Origin of the sequence: Streptomyces sp. NBC_00461, assembly GCF_036013935.1 — a bacterium.
Taxonomy (GTDB): domain Bacteria; phylum Actinomycetota; class Actinomycetes; order Streptomycetales; family Streptomycetaceae; genus Streptomyces.
On record NZ_CP107902.1, the window covers coordinates 3,742,413 to 3,758,224 of the forward strand.

The 15,812-nt window shown below is 66.2% G+C and carries 14 protein-coding genes and 1 tRNA gene; 5 read left to right on the forward strand and 10 right to left on the reverse strand.

All coding sequences use genetic code 11. The features are described from left to right. Positions 1-42 precede the first annotated feature (42 nt). The 5 genes from OG870_RS17540 to OG870_RS17560 all read right to left on the reverse strand — a co-directional run bounded on the left by OG870_RS17540 (position 43) and on the right by OG870_RS17560 (position 4,379). A complete protein-coding gene (locus tag OG870_RS17540) occupies positions 43-273 on the reverse strand; it encodes a hypothetical protein (RefSeq protein WP_327691124.1) in 231 nt (76 codons plus the stop codon). 113 nt (positions 274-386) lie between these two features. Continuing rightward, complete coding sequence (locus tag OG870_RS17545; protein WP_327691125.1) at positions 387-1,202, reverse strand: replication-relaxation family protein; 816 nt, start codon at positions 1,200-1,202, stop codon at positions 387-389. A 149-nt stretch (positions 1,203-1,351) separates the two neighbouring features. Further along, positions 1,352-3,640, reverse strand: coding sequence for a type IV secretory system conjugative DNA transfer family protein (locus OG870_RS17550; RefSeq protein WP_327691126.1), 2,289 nt, complete (start codon positions 3,638-3,640; stop codon positions 1,352-1,354). Between the two features lie 304 nt (positions 3,641-3,944). Then, complete coding sequence (locus tag OG870_RS17555; RefSeq protein ID WP_327691127.1) at positions 3,945-4,097, reverse strand: hypothetical protein; 153 nt, start codon at positions 4,095-4,097, stop codon at positions 3,945-3,947. A 6-nt stretch (positions 4,098-4,103) separates the two neighbouring features. Then, positions 4,104-4,379, reverse strand: coding sequence for a hypothetical protein (locus OG870_RS17560; RefSeq protein ID WP_327691128.1), 276 nt, complete (start codon positions 4,377-4,379; stop codon positions 4,104-4,106). A 261-nt stretch (positions 4,380-4,640) separates the two neighbouring features. On the opposite strand from OG870_RS17560, the gene OG870_RS17565 reads away from it, so the two are divergent. From OG870_RS17565 to OG870_RS17575, 3 genes are all read left to right on the forward strand, one after another. Next, positions 4,641-5,423 carry a hypothetical protein gene (locus OG870_RS17565; RefSeq protein WP_327691129.1) on the forward strand — a complete coding sequence of 261 codons (783 nt, stop codon included), beginning with the start codon at positions 4,641-4,643 and terminating at the stop codon, positions 5,421-5,423. A 244-nt stretch (positions 5,424-5,667) separates the two neighbouring features. Continuing rightward, entirely contained in the window at positions 5,668-5,913 is a 246-nt protein-coding gene (locus OG870_RS17570) for a hypothetical protein (protein WP_327691130.1), read from the forward strand. An 89-nt stretch (positions 5,914-6,002) separates the two neighbouring features. Next, the gene (locus tag OG870_RS17575; RefSeq protein ID WP_327691131.1) at positions 6,003-7,394 is read left to right on the forward strand and encodes a deoxyguanosinetriphosphate triphosphohydrolase family protein; all 1,392 of its coding nucleotides are present in this window, start codon (positions 6,003-6,005) and stop codon (positions 7,392-7,394) included. Between the two features lie 96 nt (positions 7,395-7,490). Here the strand turns inward: OG870_RS17575 and OG870_RS17580 are convergent, their stop codons facing one another. Then, a complete protein-coding gene (locus OG870_RS17580) occupies positions 7,491-8,765 on the reverse strand; it encodes a J domain-containing protein (RefSeq protein WP_327691132.1) in 1,275 nt (424 codons plus the stop codon). A gap of 93 nt (positions 8,766-8,858) precedes the next feature. On the opposite strand from OG870_RS17580, the gene OG870_RS17585 reads away from it, so the two are divergent. Beyond that, positions 8,859-8,956 (forward strand) — tRNA-Lys (locus OG870_RS17585). 568 nt (positions 8,957-9,524) lie between these two features. Here OG870_RS17585 and OG870_RS17590 read toward each other — a convergent pair. Beyond that, a complete protein-coding gene (locus tag OG870_RS17590) occupies positions 9,525-10,838 on the reverse strand; it encodes a M6 family metalloprotease domain-containing protein (RefSeq protein ID WP_266584304.1) in 1,314 nt (437 codons plus the stop codon). Positions 10,839-11,121: 283 nt separating this feature from the next. Here OG870_RS17590 and OG870_RS17595 point away from each other — a divergent pair, with 283 nt between their 5' ends. Next, positions 11,122-13,005 (forward strand): putative bifunctional diguanylate cyclase/phosphodiesterase, encoded by a 1,884-nt coding sequence (locus tag OG870_RS17595; RefSeq protein ID WP_266515007.1) that lies wholly within the window; start codon positions 11,122-11,124, stop codon positions 13,003-13,005. Here OG870_RS17595 and OG870_RS17600 read toward each other — a convergent pair. From OG870_RS17600 to OG870_RS17610, 3 genes are all read right to left on the reverse strand, one after another. After that, the gene (locus tag OG870_RS17600; protein WP_266584302.1) at positions 12,984-14,072 is read right to left on the reverse strand and encodes an LLM class flavin-dependent oxidoreductase; all 1,089 of its coding nucleotides are present in this window, start codon (positions 14,070-14,072) and stop codon (positions 12,984-12,986) included. The two genes, OG870_RS17595 and OG870_RS17600, sit on opposite strands and share 22 nt — an antisense overlap. Positions 14,073-14,264: 192 nt before the next feature. Next, the gene (locus OG870_RS17605) at positions 14,265-14,996 is read right to left on the reverse strand and encodes a maleate cis-trans isomerase family protein (protein WP_266515011.1); all 732 of its coding nucleotides are present in this window, start codon (positions 14,994-14,996) and stop codon (positions 14,265-14,267) included. Continuing rightward, a complete protein-coding gene (locus OG870_RS17610) occupies positions 14,993-15,790 on the reverse strand; it encodes a maleate cis-trans isomerase family protein (protein ID WP_266515013.1) in 798 nt (265 codons plus the stop codon). The genes OG870_RS17605 and OG870_RS17610 overlap by 4 nt, the downstream gene beginning before the upstream one ends. Positions 15,791-15,812: the final 22 nt, after the last annotated feature.

The following is a 15,812-nucleotide window of genomic DNA, read 5'->3' on the forward strand; positions in this document are numbered from 1 at the left end:
CACATGCGGCTGGTCGAGTGGACGTCCGCCCACCGAGGCTCGTTAGAGCTTTCTGTGGCAGAGGCCGCAGCGTTCGCTGTCGAGTTGTTCCTCCGGGCCGATGGGCTTGGGGAACTGGTAGGCGCTGAAGCTGTTCTCGTCGTAGCGGTTGATGCCTCGCTCGCGAGCTACGAAGTCGAGGACCTGCTCGACGGTCGGATCGTCATCGATCAGGTCGAAGGGTAGGAACAGGTCGCGGATGCAATCGGTGCAGTAGGCCTGCTCGCCGAACATGTAGCCCGTGATGTCGCTGGTGGAGACTGAGGGTCGTTCGCGGGTGGAGGTGTGGGAAGAGATGGCAGTCTCCTTTCGTGGTTGCTGCTTGATGGGTGCGGACTGGGACGCGATCAGCTGATGGTGGTTCCCAGGACGGTCGGGGCATCGGCATCGGTGGCGACCATGAACAGTCCTTGGGCTTCGGCCGGCTGGTGCTCGATGACGCGCTGGATGACGCGAGCTCGGGCGCTGGTGGGGACGACGAAGAGAACCCCAGGGAAGACGCCATGCCGCCGCTGCTCGACGTCAGCCAGCTCGTAGGCGGTGTAGGCCCGGCACTTGGCGGTAATGTGCGACGGCCCTTCCGTGCCGCGATCGATCTCGACGAACCAGGACAGTTCCTGGCCGCCCGAGATCAGTCGCACGAGGGCATCCGCCTTGATCACGAGGGACTCGCCGGCGTAGCCGGTGTAGTGCCGCCAGCTGTCGGGTTCCGACCTGAACTCCCGCACGGTAGGGCCGCCTGCACGAGCCTGCTCGACCAGCCGGACGTACAGCTCGGAGATGGCGAGCCGATGAGCGAGGTAGGCGTCGTTGGGCTGCCAGCTGCCGCGCTGGCGTCGGCGCGGCGTGCCGTCCACGCCGCTGAGCGACAGACCAGCGTCGGTGAGCTTCAGGATGAACCCGGGCGGTCCGACCTTGCGGTCACGGGATCGGTTGACGAAGCGGTGCATGAGTCCGAAGCGCACCAGGCGTTGCGTATGGCGTTGTCCGAGTCGTCTGGCTGAGGCGGGCTTGTATTCGCCGAAGACCAGCCGACTGAGTTGCCCGGTGGTGGCGAGGTGGAGTGTGGCCAGTTCGCGGAGCATCTGGTGTTCCCGCGCGGTGAGGTCGACGGCCAGCTGGGCCAGGCGACCGCCGGTGAAAGGGCGTTGGACAGCAGGCATGACATGGGGCTCCTTTTGGATGAGTCAGGAAAGCAATGAGTAATGAGAGGGACATACATTCGTACACACGAATGGCCCAAATAGCAGGGTTGACCAGGTGTGACGTGCAGCGGGGCCGCGCCACGTTGCGACAGGGTCGATGACAGGCGTCATTGGGCGGCTCGGGACTGCCGAGGGCCGGAGCGAGGGTGGCCGGCTGGTCGCCGGGCGGCAATCTCTTGCTCGACTTCGGTCCGGTCTCGGCCGTAGGTCAGTCGGGATGCTGCTCGGGCCAGTCCGCCCCAGCCGGTCGGTATGGGTGGTGGGCTGGTGGTGATCGTGACGGGCGGCGTGACCCGTCCACCGACCACCACGGTGGCCACGGCGGTGCGGGGCTCCAGGGTCAGCAGGTCTTCCGGGTTGACCGTGGGTCCGAGGGCCCGAGCCAGGGTGGTCGCATCGTCGGCGCCGGGCTGGAGCACGATCTTGGTACGGGCCTCGCTGAGCAAGGCCGCTCGCAGATGCGGTGGTACCTGGGTGATGTGCTGGAGGGCCGCGATGATGCCGAGGAAGTGGCCGCGGGCGCGGGCCAGCATGTCGGTCAGATCGGCCCCGCTGCGCAAGAAACGAGCGGCTTCGTCGATGTAGAGGAACGTGGGCCGGCGCTGTTGACGCTCAACGGCGGCGCGGCGCATGACCGTGTTCCAGACCATGCTGACCAGCAATCCGCCGAGCAGGTCGACGGCGTACGAGCCGGCCAGACCGGAGGGCAGCGCTACCAGGAGGATCTTGTTCTGGTTAATGACCTCCTGCATGGTCCAGGCGGGCTTGGCCTGGCCGAGCATGGCGCGCAGCTGGCGCCGGTCCGTCAGGGGCGACACCTTGTTGATGACGGCCGAGACGGCCTGGCCGCGTTCGCCTTCGCTCCAGCTGTTGAAGCGTGAGAAGAAAGCTCCCACAGTCGGGGCGAAGGCAGGGTTGAGCCGGTTCAGGAGCGAGGCGCGGAAGCTCTCGTCAATCAGGACGGCCGGGAGTTCCACCAGCGTCATGCCGGGCGTGGCCGCCAGCAGAACGAGGCTGGCCTTGAGGACTTCCTCCAAGCGAGGGCCCCAGTTGTCGGCGCTGGCGCGGATGAGTTCCAGAACCTGGTCGGCTACCAGCTCGGCGTCTTCTACGGCGCAGGCCAGTGGGTTGACGCCCACTGGGCGCTCGTCGGCGGCGTCGAGGTAGATCAGGTCACCGATGCGGTCTTCCGGAATGCGGTCGGCCACGTCGCGGGCCAGGTCGCCGCCGGGGTCGAGCAGGATGACACCGCGGCCGGCCTCGATGTCCTGCGTCAGCTCATTGAGCAGCAGCGTCGACTTCCCAGAGCCCGTAGGTCCTGTGACTAGTTGGTGCATCAGCGCATCGACGGGCGTGATGGCGACCGGTCGACCGAGGCCTTCGTACGCAGCCTGGCCGAGAATGCGCCCACGAGTGGGCAGCTCAGCGACTGGTGGAAAGGTCCGGCCGCCTTTGAGGATCAGCCCGGGCAGGGTCGGGCCGCTCAGGGGCCAGGCCACCAGCGTGGCAGCCTCCCGGGCATTGACGTGCACGGGTGGTACCGATGAGCCAGTGGCGGCACGAGCCAGCCAATCGGCGGCCCGGCTCGGCAGCCAGCGAGGAACGAGGGCAGCCCCGTTCTGATCCAGCTGGTGCAGGGTGGCCATGAGCCGACCCACTAGGAAGTGGGCCCGCCGATGGTCAGCCGCGTGAGCGCCGACGGTGCCGACGACGCCGAACCAGGGCTCGGCAATCTTGGCCTTGAAGTCGGCTGCAGCCTGCTTGTCCAGCGTGGCTGGGGGCGCGGTAGTCAAGAGCCGGCCCAGCTGGCGGGCCCACGCTGGTAGGGCTCCGTCGAGGAGGCCGGAGCGCTGCGGTCGTGGCAGCTCAGGCGTCCGGACGGGATAGACCACCAGTTGGTAGAGCAGCAGCTCCTCCCGGCCGACTGGCTGGAGCGTGCTGAGCAGACCCGTAGCGAATGTTTCCGGAGCATCCGTCCGCAAAGGGCGGGCGGTGGTCGTCAGACGGATACGCCGGAGCCACTGTGCCTTGGGCAGTGCTGGGCTCTCAATGGGGGTGGTGCGCAGATTGGGCACGATGCCGCGTAGCTGCCGGAGCAGTACGTCGGCCTGGTGCTCCGGAAGGCGCAATCGATACTCGATCCGGCCAGGTCGACCAACCCACTCGAACACCACGCTGTCGCGACCGTAGAGCCAGCCTCGCGACGGCCGCAGCCGGGTGAGGGCGTGCATAAAGGCCGTCACCTGTTGGATGGTCAGGTCACGTGGGAAGTCGAGCCGGTAGGTTACGCGGCTGCTATCTCGGACAAACTGGTCGCGGGAACGAAGATAAAGAATGAGTCCCATGGTCGCGCTAAAGAGCGCGGTGCTCGCGACGAGCAGGGTGCTGTCTGTCATGGACGTCCTCCGGCAAACGGAGAACCCGGACGAGAGACAGTTACCGAGACGGTTCGAAGATTGTGTGGAGCTTCATCGAGCATCCACCCCCCTTGGCCACGCCAATCTATGACTACAGATTGGGTGACAATTACACTGTGCACAGTTTCTTCCACTGCAACTCAGCCCACTAAGTTTAGCATGGCAGAGCCAAAAAGTCAAGATCTTTAAGGCCTGCTATCTGTTGGCTGGCGAGATTTTCAAGCCTTCCGGAGCGGATTATGTGGGATTAGCGAATGCGCCCCGGACTTGCGCCCCACACCGCTTAGCGGCGACCACCGAAGACTCGGATGGCTAGCAGGTACACGATGACGAGGCCGACGAAGTAGCCGTAGACGCCGCGCAAAAACTGCCCGGCCAGGATGACGGCGTAGCCCGCTGCGAGGATGCGTATAGCGGTCTTTTCGTGCGGTGACATAGTCGTTCACCCCTCGCTGTCGAAGTCAGCCAGTGTCTCTGCCAGATCTTCGAGGAGGCCGAGGATGATCGTGACTTCGTCGAACGCCGCCTCCAGCAATTCGCTCGGCTCCGCACTGATGAGCTGCTTGGTCATGATGACGGCCCGCAGTCGGCAGCCGGCCATCGTGAGGGCGGCAGTGCCAAACTGCATGTTGCCGCGCAGCTCTTCGTACCGGGCGATGGTCGCCTTCAGCTCAGCCACGTGATGGTCGTGGTTAGCGAAGGCGGGATGTTCTTCCATGACGTGCATTCCTCTAACAGACGGCCCAAGGCGCACGGGTAGTGCGGACAGGGACCAGGATGGGAATCGAGAAGGATGGCGGCGGAGGTACACCGGCCACCTCTCCTACCGAGAATTCGGCAGGACCAGGATGACCAAATCTGCTAGCGGAAACCAGTAGGTAAATCCATCAATTCGCCTCCGGACCGGCACGGCTGTGCCCGTCACACGGCGAACGGGCAAGATCTTGCCGAGTCAGTCCGGCAGCCTCACGATGAAGCTGTGTCAGACGAGCTTCGTGTCCTGGTCGCTTCCGCGCTGGGCAAACTTCTCGGCCAAGTCCTGAAGGAAGCGCTCCCCCACGCCACCATCGTCGTGGCCACCGACCCCTCAGCTGTCCACCACGCCGTCGTAGGCCGGGTCCGCTTCGACGCCGTCGCAGCCGACCTGATCTGGATGGACCCCACCTACGAATACGACTTCGACGGCCTGGACGTTCTCAAGCTCCTGCGGGACAGCAACCGCAGCGCACCCATGGTCGTGGCTCTACACGGCCACGGCATCGAGCGGGACCATCTGGAGGAAGCCGTCACCCAACCCGAAGTCGTCGGCGTCGTCCAGAAAGCGGCAGGCTTCGAACCACCGGTCGAGGCCGTCCAGATCGCGGCGGCCGGCCGCACCCTGCCGAAGACGAAGTTCCCGATCGGCCAGCGCTTGATCTCCCCGTCACTCGACAGCTACTTCCGCAGTAGACGACGCGGCCACACCGCGGCCCTCCTGGCTGGAGCCATCGCCGCCGGACGAGCCACCGATTACCAGTCCCTCGCTGCTGCCACCGGTATGCCGCTCAACACGGTCAACAAGCTCGTGAGCTACCTCGGGCCTCTCATCGAGGCGCGCGGCGAACATGATCCTGGACTGCCGATGAACTCGCAGGCTGTGTACCGCTGGTGCGGCGAGCATTCGCGCTATGTCTCTAGCTGGTGTCGCCGGGCAGGGGTGGAAATCGCGCGAGGACCATGTGGGACTCGACGAGTGAGGGACAAGTCGCGTAGCTCACGTTGAACGGGGCAACCAACTCATCCTGTGCGAGGATGCACCACTGATTCCCCAATACCAGATGTGATCTTGTTTTTCAAGATCACATGACATATCATCAAAACATAGGTCTAGACCACCTTGCACCTTGCGCGAGCCCCCCGTGCCGAGTTGCGCCAGCCCTGAAGCTGTGGCGCACTTGCAATAAAGGGCAGTCAGACCAACCTCAAGCGCACTAAGCGCGATAGACAGGACAATCCGAAAGGTCGACATGTCCGAGATTGCCAACTGCCTTACAGACGAGATCATCGAGCGGCAGCATTTCGGCCAAGCCGTAGAAGCGCTTCGCAATATCATCCGAGAAGAATCAGCTCCGTGGCTGTTCTCTGACCTCCAGGAAGAGATTATGAGGCGGACCGGTTTGGAAAAATGGCCTGCTCGTCAAGCCATTTGGAATCTCGTGAGCCGCGGCGAACTTTCGTCCACCCAACAGCACGGTTACCTCGTGCCACGATAAATAGCCCCCGAAACCCCTCGAATTTAATCAAGGGGTTTTCTATAGGGCACCTTTCCCTTCTATAGGGCACCTTTCCCTAGGAGTGTGAGATGTCTGCTCCGAACGAAAACAAGGAATACTTTGAGTCGTCTCAGCACCGACGCCGTCACGATACTCAGGGAAAGAGCGAGGGTGGATATGCTTGTAGGTATGACGAAGACCGAGATCGAATATTCTACTCGTCTGCTTTCCGCAGGCTCGCCGGTGTAACCCAGGTTGCCCCGGCAACTGAGAGTCGGCTGCTCCATAATAGGCTCACTCATAGCGTCAAGGTCGCGCAGGTTGGGCGACGATTGGCGGACCTTCTCATAAACGACCCAACGCTTGGCAAGAAAAGCCACAAAGACATCATCATTCCCTCAATCATTGAGACAGCTGGACTCGCACACGATCTCGGCCATCCGCCGTTCGGTCATGTGGCCGAGACAGTGCTGGATGATCTTATGTCCGCCGTTGAAGGGCTCGAAGGATTTGAGGGAAACGCTCAAACATTCCGTATCGTCACAAAACTGTCGGTCCGGAATGACGAAGAGGGTGGGTTGGACCTGACTCGGGGAAGTCTCGACGCCATCCTCAAGTACCCGCGCCTCAAGGAAAATACTTCCGACGAGGAAGCAGGTAGCGGTAGGGAGTGGTCTAACCGCGAGTACGGCACCAAGTGGGGCTGCTATGAAAGCGAGGCTGATTACCTCGACTGGGTACGAGGCGAGAACACGGACGACAGCCGCTGCGCCGCTGCCATGCTGGTTGACTGGGCAGACGACATCACCTACGCGATTCATGACGTAGAAGACTACTACCGCGCAGGTTTGATCCCTCTTCACAAGATCGAAGATGACCTCGGAAAAATCGCAACTCACGGCGCCGCACGCCTCACAAAGGCAGGCCATAAGGGTTTTAATGACCAGAAATTCCATAAATCACTTGAGAGCCTGCTTCAAGACCTCCCATTCAAGCGCCCCTTTACTGGAACTCGATATGACCGTCAACGCCTATACGACTTCATGGACTCAAAAATGCGCCATTTTGTCTGTGGAGCCGTCGCCATCAAGCAAGCACCCTATGTGAAAATTCGCGAGACTTTCCAATACGAAGTAGAGGCCTTGAAGGAGCTAACCTGGTACTACGTGATCCACCATCCCTCTCTCGCTCTGGCGCAAGAAGGACAAAAGAAGGTAATCCGTGAGCTCTTTAACACTCTGGCGGACTGGCTCACGTCGGACGTAGAAAGTCCCCGGATTCCACGAGATCTAGCTGATCTCTATTCGGCCATCGGAGACGATCACGAGGTTGGCGCAAAGATCTCGAAAAGCAAGGATGCGAAGATCGCGCGGGCCGTGTGTGATTATATCTGCACCCTAACCGATCAACAAACATTCGACATGTATGAACGGTTGCTCGGAATTTCACGAGCTTCAATATTCGGCTCCATGATCAACTAGAGCTTGGGCCCTTTACACCGCCATGAGTAGGCGTCATTCGAATCTCCCGCCGCCACCCTCCTCCCCGGATACTGCTCCTGACATGCGGCGTCAAAGTCACGTCAGCTTGGGGCCATGTCGTCCGCAGGACCAGGTGAACGCGGCCTGCGGAGCGTGGATGCGTCGGCCGGATAGGCCGCTGGCGGAGCGCTGACCAGGGAGCCACGCCACTTTGGGCCAGCAGTACGTGTCCAGGTTCACGCTGTAAGTAGTCGGTGGATGCTGATCGTGCCCCTGACTCCATGGGGCTGCATTCAGCAGCTCGTACGCGCCAGCGAACAAGAGCGATCCCAGTAGCACCAAAACACTGAGGAGCATAAACAAGCCCAGGACCGTCAGTCGAAAGTCGCGCCAGTTGGCGAAGGTCAGTGGAGGCGCCGGCGGCTTCGTGATGAAGGCGGTCACGCCGACGGTTTCGGTGACACCGTCCAGGTGGATCTGCAGCCGCTCGGTGAACCGGCCTTGAGCGCGGGCGGGTGCAACCGGTCCACCCTTGATACAGATGATGAGGCAGGCCGTGTCACGCACGACAGGCTCGGACACCACATGCCAGAACGAGCCCGTCGTGTTGAGGACTCGCGCAATGCCAATGGGTGAGCCGTCAGCGAAGCGGGCCTCTACTACCTGCTCCTGCGCCTCGGCACCAGTCCAGACCGACCCCAGGTTGATGTACCGGTGATTCAGGACGATTGTGCGGGGCTTCGGTGGTGGCGCCGGAGGAGGGGGCTGCGGAGGCGCTGTCACCACGTTCAAACAGACCGGCACCACCGCCATGAGATCGTCAACCATGATCTTGAGCCGGTCGCTGCGGAGCCCAGGCACCTCATGCGCTGACAGCGGCCGGACTCGAAGCCGCAGCCTCACGGATGAGACGTCGCGGTATGGCTGCGGCTCGACCACCTGCCAGAAGTCTCTGCGGTCCGTCAGTGCCCACGCGTAACGGATGATCGAATTGTCGCTGAGCCTCACCGTGATGACCTGGTCGCGCAGCATTCCGCCGATGAAGACGGACCCGAAATCCACAACCTCGGGATCGACAACGATGACTCGCGGCGGAGGAGGCGGTGGTGGTTGACGGTGCTGCTCGCGCTTGGCGTTACGTGCTGAACGGCGGTCGAGGTCATAGACAGCACGTTTGCCAGGGTCACTCAGCGTCTCGTACGCCAGGTTTAGCAGAACCATCTCCTCATGGGCCGCTGCGGCCTCCGCAGGCGGACGACTGTCTGGATGGGTCTGCCGTATGCGGGCGCGGAAGGCTTTGCGGATGGCGGCCCCGTCCGCAGCCTCCGCGACCCCGAGCACGGCGTACAGATCGATGGACGCAGTGTTCACGAGCGCCCCCGTGCTAGCGCGGGGCTAACGGCGCCGCCGGACGATCCTGAACTACCTCGGATGAGGCTGGCACAGTCACACCGCTGCTGACCTGCGAGAACGAACGATTCCGGACTCATTCGGCATCATCCGGCTCGTCGTCCGGCTGACTCTTAATCAGCGGGTCCGGGGTTCGAGTCCCTGGCGGCGCACGTTGGCGATGGCGAGGCATGTTCGCGGAAAGCGCGAACCGGCCTCGCCATCGTTGTTTTTGCGCGGCTTCGCCGCGCGTTGCGGGGGCTTCGCCACCCACACCCCCCAACCCCGTCGGCCGGCGTGAGCGTCGGCCCGGGGGCTGGACTCTGGGGTGGAACGGGGCCCCTTGGCGGGGTGGGCCAAGGATCACCGGGGTGCGGGGCCGGGCCCGTCATGACCGGGGCCTCTCTCTTGCTCACCGCGGAGGCGATCCGTCACGGGCCACGGGCCAACGCTCGCCATAGACACGGATCCATCGCGCCCACGGGCTCGCACTCACCATGGACGTGGACCCGTCGTGACCGCCCACCCGCTCACACCGTGGACGCGGGCTGCCGCTTGCCGTGGATGTCGACCCACCATGACCACCCTGGCCGCCGTGGCCGCGGCGGCCCTCATCGCCGTCGTGGCCATCGCCCCCATGACCCCCGTGACCCCCGTGACCCCCGTGACCCCCGTGACCCCCGTGGCCGGCGGCCGCGGCGGCCGCCGTGGCCGCCGGCCGAAGGATGCCCTCGCCGTGGGCTACTGGCCGTCTGCGGTGATCTTGACCCTCCAGGCGCCCGTGGACGTTCGGGCCTCCGCCTGTACCCGGAGGTTCTCGCCCGGGACCGTGAAGGTCTCGCCCAGGCCGATCGGGGCGTCGGCGAGGGGTGGGTAGACGGAGTTCTCCCAGCAGGCCTCGGTGTGCGGGTGGGCGTCCAGCACCTCGATCGGGCCGTCGCCCGACTGTGCGCCGCCGCGCACCCGGTAGACGAGAATCCCCGCCCGACAGGACCCCGTGTCGTTGCCGACCGGTCCGCGCGCCTCGAAGGCGATCACGCTGTCCCGGCCGGTGCGCACCACGCCGAGCTTCACGCCCTGCCCGATCCCGAGGGCCGGCGGCCCCGCCACGCCCGTCTCCGAAACCCCCGGCCCGGCACCCAGCGGCTCCAGCGTCAACCGCGTGACGCCCGACTCCCGCACGCACACCACCTGCCGCGGCGCCAGCCACCCCAGCTTCCACTTGTGCCAGCCGAACAGATCGGGGGCCAGTCCGAACTGGCTGCCCATCAGGTCCCAGTCGCCGACGTACGTGTCCCAGTCGCCCTTGCCGTCGTCGGGCCGGTGGTACAGGTCCGGCAGGTCGAAGACGTGCCCGGTCTCGTGGGCCAGCACGAGTCGGTCCGGCGGGTGCTTCTCGAACACGGTGACGACCCGACGGAGGTCCGTGCCGTCGGCATGCAACGGGGTGTCCAGGTTGACGACCTTCGTCGCGTCCGAGTCCACGCCGGGCGCGTCCGGGTCGGCGACGAAGTACACGACGTCGTAGCGGGAGAAGTCGACCTGCGGGTCGGCGGCGGCCAGCGCGTCGTGCAGGTACGCGGCACGGCGGTCGGCGCTCCAGTCCCGCTGTATGGCGTACGCCGTCGACGCCTTCGGCATCCGGATCCAGTGCCGCAGCGGATGCGCGCGGAGGGTGAACTTGCCGTAGGAGGCCTGTTCGAAGAAGCGGCTGGTGGCCGGGAAGTGGTCGGCGGCCAGCTGGGCGGGCGTGGTCCGCGGGACCGCGTCCGGGAAGGACAGGAAGACCATCACCGCGTTCAACGAGCGGGTCGGCCGCGGGTACGCGGCGTTCCAGGTGTCGAGGCCTTCCGAGTGATGGACGCCCTTGCGTTGCAGCGCGCACGGCACCGCCGAGAACGGTTCGGCCACCGAGGGCCCGGTCACCAGCGAGGTCGCGGCGACGGCCGACAAAGTGGTGAACACGGCGGCGGTACTGCGCAGTCGGGGACCCCTGAATCCCTTGAGGGGAGACGGTTGCAGCACAGGGACCTCCGGGAGCGGTACACGGGACACCGCACCCAGCCTGTGTGCATTTGTAGTACTACGCCCTGTTTGCCTGCCCCAGACGAGTGAGGCAGCCGAAGGTCCGTCAGTGCCGACACCCCCGAAACGCTCACGGAACGTCACAAGTGATCGGCAGCCTCAAGAACCCGTCCAGCTGCGGGCAGAAACGATCTGTCAGAAGTGCCGCTCGATCCGGGACACTGGACAGTGGCTGGAAGGCCCTTGGGTCTGCCTCTATGATCGGCACACTTTCCTGCACGGACAGAGATCGAGTGCACTGCGGGAGCGAGCGGTGAGCGGAACGTCCGAAGGGCCGGCGCCCACGGCAGACCTCGACCGGGGCGCCGTAACAGAGAGTGACGCCTGTGCGTCTCCTCGTACCGAGCCGTTGACGACTCGAACAGAGCCGCCGGCGTACCACTCGGTCTTCACAGCTGCCCCCCTGGCCATGGCGGTCGTCGACCGCGAGGGCCTGGTGGTCAGCGCCAACGACGGGTTCGGGGCCCTGCTCGGCAGCCCCCCGGACACCCTGGTCGGCCGGATCGCCGCCGACCTGATGGACCTGGCGTCCGACGCCCGCACCTGGCACGCGTACCGCGAGATGCTGCGTGGCCGCGAGGCCAGACTGCGTTGCACACGCCGTCTGAAGCACCCCGACGGCCAGTCGGCCTGGGTGCAGGTGACGGTCTCGCCCCTGACGACCCACGACGAGGGGCTCCTGATGTCCGTCACGGACATCAGCGCCCATCGCGAACTCCAGGGCCGGCTGCGGCACTTGCAGATGCACGACCCGGTGACCCGGCTGCCCAACCGCACCCTCTTCTTCGAGCGCCTGACGGCCGCGCTGGAGGCGGAGTCGTACGAGGAGAACGGCACCGGCCGGATCGGCCTGTGCTATCTCGACCTGGACGGCTTCAAGGCCGTCAACGACACCCTCGGCCACCGGGTCGGCGACCGGCTGCTGGCCGCCGTGGCCGAACGCCTCACGCGCTGCGCCGACGAGGCGGGTTACGCCAGAGCCAGCGCCCCGCTGGTGGCGAGACTGGGCGGCGACGAGTTCGCCCTGCTGGTGGAGGACTCCACGGGCACGGACCAACTGGCCGATCTGGCCGAGTCGGTGCTGGAGGCGGTCCAGGCACCCTTCGACCTCGCCGGACAGCGGGTGTCGGTGTCGGCCTCCATCGGCGTCGTGGAGCGGCAGGCGGCCGGCACCTCCCCCACCGCCCTGATGCAGGCGGCCGACACCACCCTCTACTGGGCGAAGGCCGACGGAAAGGCCCGCTGGACGCTCTTCGACCCGGAGCGCAACGCCCACCGCATGACCCGTCAGGCTCTCGCCTCCACCCTCCGCCCGGCCATCGAGCGCGGCGAATTCGTCCTTGAGTACCAGCCGTTGGTGGGCATGGACAACGGGCGGCTGCGGGGTGTCGAGGCGCTGGTGCGCTGGAACCACCCGCAGTTCGGTGTCCTGACGCCGAATCGGTTCATCGGATTGGCGGAGGAGGACGGTTCGATCGTCCCACTGGGCCGCTGGGTCCTCGTCACGGCCTGCCGGCAGGCGCGCCGCTGGCAGTTGGAGCACCCGGACGAGCCGCCGCTGTTCGTGAGCGTCAACGTGGCGGTGCGTCAGGTCTGGGACTCGGATCTCGTCGCCGACGTGGCCGAGACCCTCGCTGAGACGGGCCTCGCCCCCCATCTGCTGCAGCTGGAGCTCACGGAGTCGGCGGTGATGGGGTCCTCGGGCCGCCCGCTGCAGGTCCTGCAGGCCCTCAGCGAGATGGGTGTCGGCATCGCGATCGACGACTTCGGCACGGGCTACTCGAACCTGGCGTATCTCAGCCGGCTTCCGGTGTCGGTGCTGAAACTGGACGGCTCCTTCGTGCGCGGCTTCCAGTACGAGAGCGACAAGGAAGGGGCCGTTCCGCCGAACCCGGCCGACGAGGTGGTGGTCGAGGCGATGATCCAGCTCGCCCACCGGCTCGGCCTGACCGTCACCGCGGAGTGCGTGGAGACCTCCGCCCAGGCCTCCCGGCTGCGGCGGATCGGCTGCGACACCGGCCAGGGCTGGCTGTACTCACGGCCGGTGTCGCCGGATCGCATCGCCGAGCTCCTCAGTCCCGGGACCGACAGGGCTCAGAGCCCACGCGCCGGGGATCAGGTGGTCGGCAACCCGTAGGCGTCCGCGACGAGTTCGTACGAGCGCAGTCGCACATCCGCGCTGTGGGCGTTGGCGGTGATCATCAACTCGTCGGCGCCGGTGCGCTTTTGCAGGTCGTCCAGGCCCGCGCGGACCTCGTCGGCGGTGCCGTGGATGACGTTGGAGTTCCAGGAGGCGATGAACTCCCGCTCCATCGGGCTGAATTCGTATGCCTCGGCCTCCTCGGGGGTGGGGACGAGACCGGGCCGTCCGGTGCGCAGCCGGACCATGTTGAGCGCGGCGGCCAGGACCTGGCGGCGGGCCTCCTGCTCCTCGTCGGCGGCGAGGGCGGAGACGCCGATGAGGGCGTAGGGGGCGTCCAGGACGGCGGAGGGCTGGAAGGACTCCCGGTAGAGGTCGAGCGCCGGGACCGTGTTCTGCGCCGAGAAGTGGTGCGCGAAGGCGAAGGGCAGGCCGAGCACGCCTGCCAGGCGGGCGCTGAAGCCGGAGGAACCGAGCAGCCAGACCGGCGGGCGGTGCGGGGACTGGACGCCGCCGGGGGACGTCGCCTGGATCGGGCCGGGTACCGCGTGGATACGGCGGTAGGGGTGCCCGTCGGGGAAGTCGTCGTCCAGGAAGCGGGTGAGCTCGGCGAGTTGCTCGGGGAAGTCGTCGGCGCCCTCGTTCAGCCGGTCGGTGCGGCGCAGGGCCGCCGCGGTGGCGCCGTCCGTGCCGGGGGCGCGGCCGAGGCCGAGATCGATGCGGCCGGGCGCCATGGCCTCCAGCGTGCCGAACTGCTCGGCGATGACGAGGGGCGCGTGGTTGGGGAGCATGACGCCGCCGGAGCCGAGCCGGATGCGGCCGGTGTGGGCGGCGAGGTGGGCGAGGATCACGGCGGGGGACGAGGAGGCGACCCCCGGCATGGAGTGGTGCTCGGCGACCCAGTACCGGTGGAAGCCGCGGCGCTCCGCGAGGCGGGACAGGGTGACGCTGGTGCGGAGGGCGTCGGTGGCCGTGCGGCCCGCTCCGACAGTCACCAGGTCCAGTACGGACAGGGGTACGGGGGCGGTGCCCTGTGCGGTGCCCCGGATCTCGTCTGCCGTCACGTGCTGCCTCCGTCGGTTTCGCCGTGTGCGTGGTCCGTCAGGCGCTAACAGGAGGCACTCTCCGCTTTATTCCCCGGGGCTCCGGCCCCAGGCCCCCCGTCGGCCTGAAGGAACCTCGTCCTCAAACGCCGGACGGGCTGATTTCAGCCCCTCCGGCGTTTGAGGAGCGGGGGTCCGGGGGGCGAGGAGGAATCAGACTTGGACGAGCGGCTCCCTCGTGAACAGCGACCCGAGCATCGGCGCGTTCACCCTCCGGTCCACGAGCCGCAGCGCCTCCCACACCGTGACCTGGTTGGCCGTGAGGACCGGCTTGCCCAGTTCCTTCTCCAGGGCCGGGATGTGCGCCGCCGTGTGCAGGGCCGTGTCCGGCAGGAGGAGGGCGTCCGCCTCGGGGCGGTCGGCGTCCCGTGCCAGCAGGAACACCTCCGCCTCGCCCCAGGTGCCGACCTCCGCCGCCGTGATGATCCCGGCGCCCCGGACGGAGGTCACCTCCGCGCCGCCCGCCCGCAGAAACTCCGCGAACAGCCCGGCCACGTCGTCGGGGTAGGTCGCGCCGACCGCCACCCGCCGCACGCCCAGCTCCTGCAGCGCGTGAGCGAAGGCGAAGGACGTCGAGGACGCCGGCAGCCCTGCCGTAAGGGCGAGGGAGCGCACCTGCTCGTGGGCGCCCTCCCAGCCGTAGACGAAGCTTCCGCTGGTGCAGGCCCACACCACCGACTCGGCGCCCGCCATGCGCAGTTCCGCGACTCCCGCTGCGAGCCGCTCGGCCGAGCCCATCTGCAGCAGGGCGTCCACCCGGTGCGCGTCCTCGCCGATGTCGGTGTGCACGACGTCCAGCCGGATATCGCTGCCCAGCAACTGCTCGATGCGTGGGTAGTCGTCCTCCGCGGAGTGGCCCGGGTAGAGGAATCCGAGTGCGGTCATGGCCTGCCTTCCTGCTGCTGTTCACCGTCCGGGAGTTCCGGCAGTACGGGGCCGGAGCGCGCCGCCGGATCGATCAGCGCCTGATACGGCCCCACTGCCCGGGTACCCAGCCGGGACAGCGCGGCCCACATCGTCACCTGGTTGGCCGAGATCACCGGGATGCGCAGTTCGGCCTCCAGCTGGGGGATGACGTCGTACGTCGGAAGGTTGGTGCAGCTGATGAACAGCACATCGGCGTCACCCTGTACCGCCTGGTGGGCCATGTCGACCACATCGCGATACGGCACCTTCCAGATGTGCCTGGTCAGGCCCATGTACGCGCATCCGGTGACCGTGACGCCCGCCTCGGCGACGTACTCCTCCAGTGCGCGTGTCACCGAGACGGTGTACGGGGTCACGAGAGCCACACGCCGCGCGTCGAGCGCCACCAGGGCCTCAAGGAGTGCACCCGAGGTGGTGACCGACGGGACCTCGCCGGCGCGTGTCATCGCCGCGCACATCGCCCGCTCCCCGGCGATCCCGGCGACGAAGCTGCCGGACGTGCAGGCGTACGCGACGACTTCCGGGGTGATCGCGGTCAGGGTGCGGACCGCGTTGTCGAGCGTCTCGTGCTCGCTCACCAGACGGGCGAGGTCGAGACTCACCTCGACCGGCACGAACGGCGTGCGCGTCAGATGCAGTGAGACCTCGTCCGGAACCCAGCGCCACAGCTCGCGGTCCAGGGCGAAGTCGAAAGGGGCGACGACACCGACACCGCGTTGCGGGCGGGGTCCACCCAGAAACGACACCTCCATACAGGCACCGTCCTCACAGCGA

What these genes read in the sequence shown, in the direction of transcription:
- OG870_RS17540 (WP_327691124.1), bottom strand. Translation starts at nt 273, where the DNA reads ATGTTCGGCGAGCAGGCCTACTGCACCGATTGCATCCGCGACCTGTTC.
- OG870_RS17545 (WP_327691125.1), bottom strand. Translation starts at nt 1,202, where the DNA reads ATGCCTGCTGTCCAACGCCCTTTCACCGGCGGTCGCCTGGCCCAGCTG.
- OG870_RS17550 (WP_327691126.1), bottom strand. Translation starts at nt 3,640, where the DNA reads ATGACAGACAGCACCCTGCTCGTCGCGAGCACCGCGCTCTTTAGCGCG.
- OG870_RS17555 (WP_327691127.1), bottom strand. Translation starts at nt 4,097, where the DNA reads ATGTCACCGCACGAAAAGACCGCTATACGCATCCTCGCAGCGGGCTAC.
- OG870_RS17560 (WP_327691128.1), bottom strand. Translation starts at nt 4,379, where the DNA reads ATGGAAGAACATCCCGCCTTCGCTAACCACGACCATCACGTGGCTGAG.
- OG870_RS17570 (WP_327691130.1), top strand. Translation starts at nt 5,668, where the DNA reads ATGTCCGAGATTGCCAACTGCCTTACAGACGAGATCATCGAGCGGCAG.
- OG870_RS17575 (WP_327691131.1), top strand. Translation starts at nt 6,003, where the DNA reads ATGTCTGCTCCGAACGAAAACAAGGAATACTTTGAGTCGTCTCAGCAC.
- OG870_RS17605 (WP_266515011.1), bottom strand. Translation starts at nt 14,996, where the DNA reads ATGACCGCACTCGGATTCCTCTACCCGGGCCACTCCGCGGAGGACGAC.
- OG870_RS17610 (WP_266515013.1), bottom strand. Translation starts at nt 15,790, where the DNA reads ATGGAGGTGTCGTTTCTGGGTGGACCCCGCCCGCAACGCGGTGTCGGT.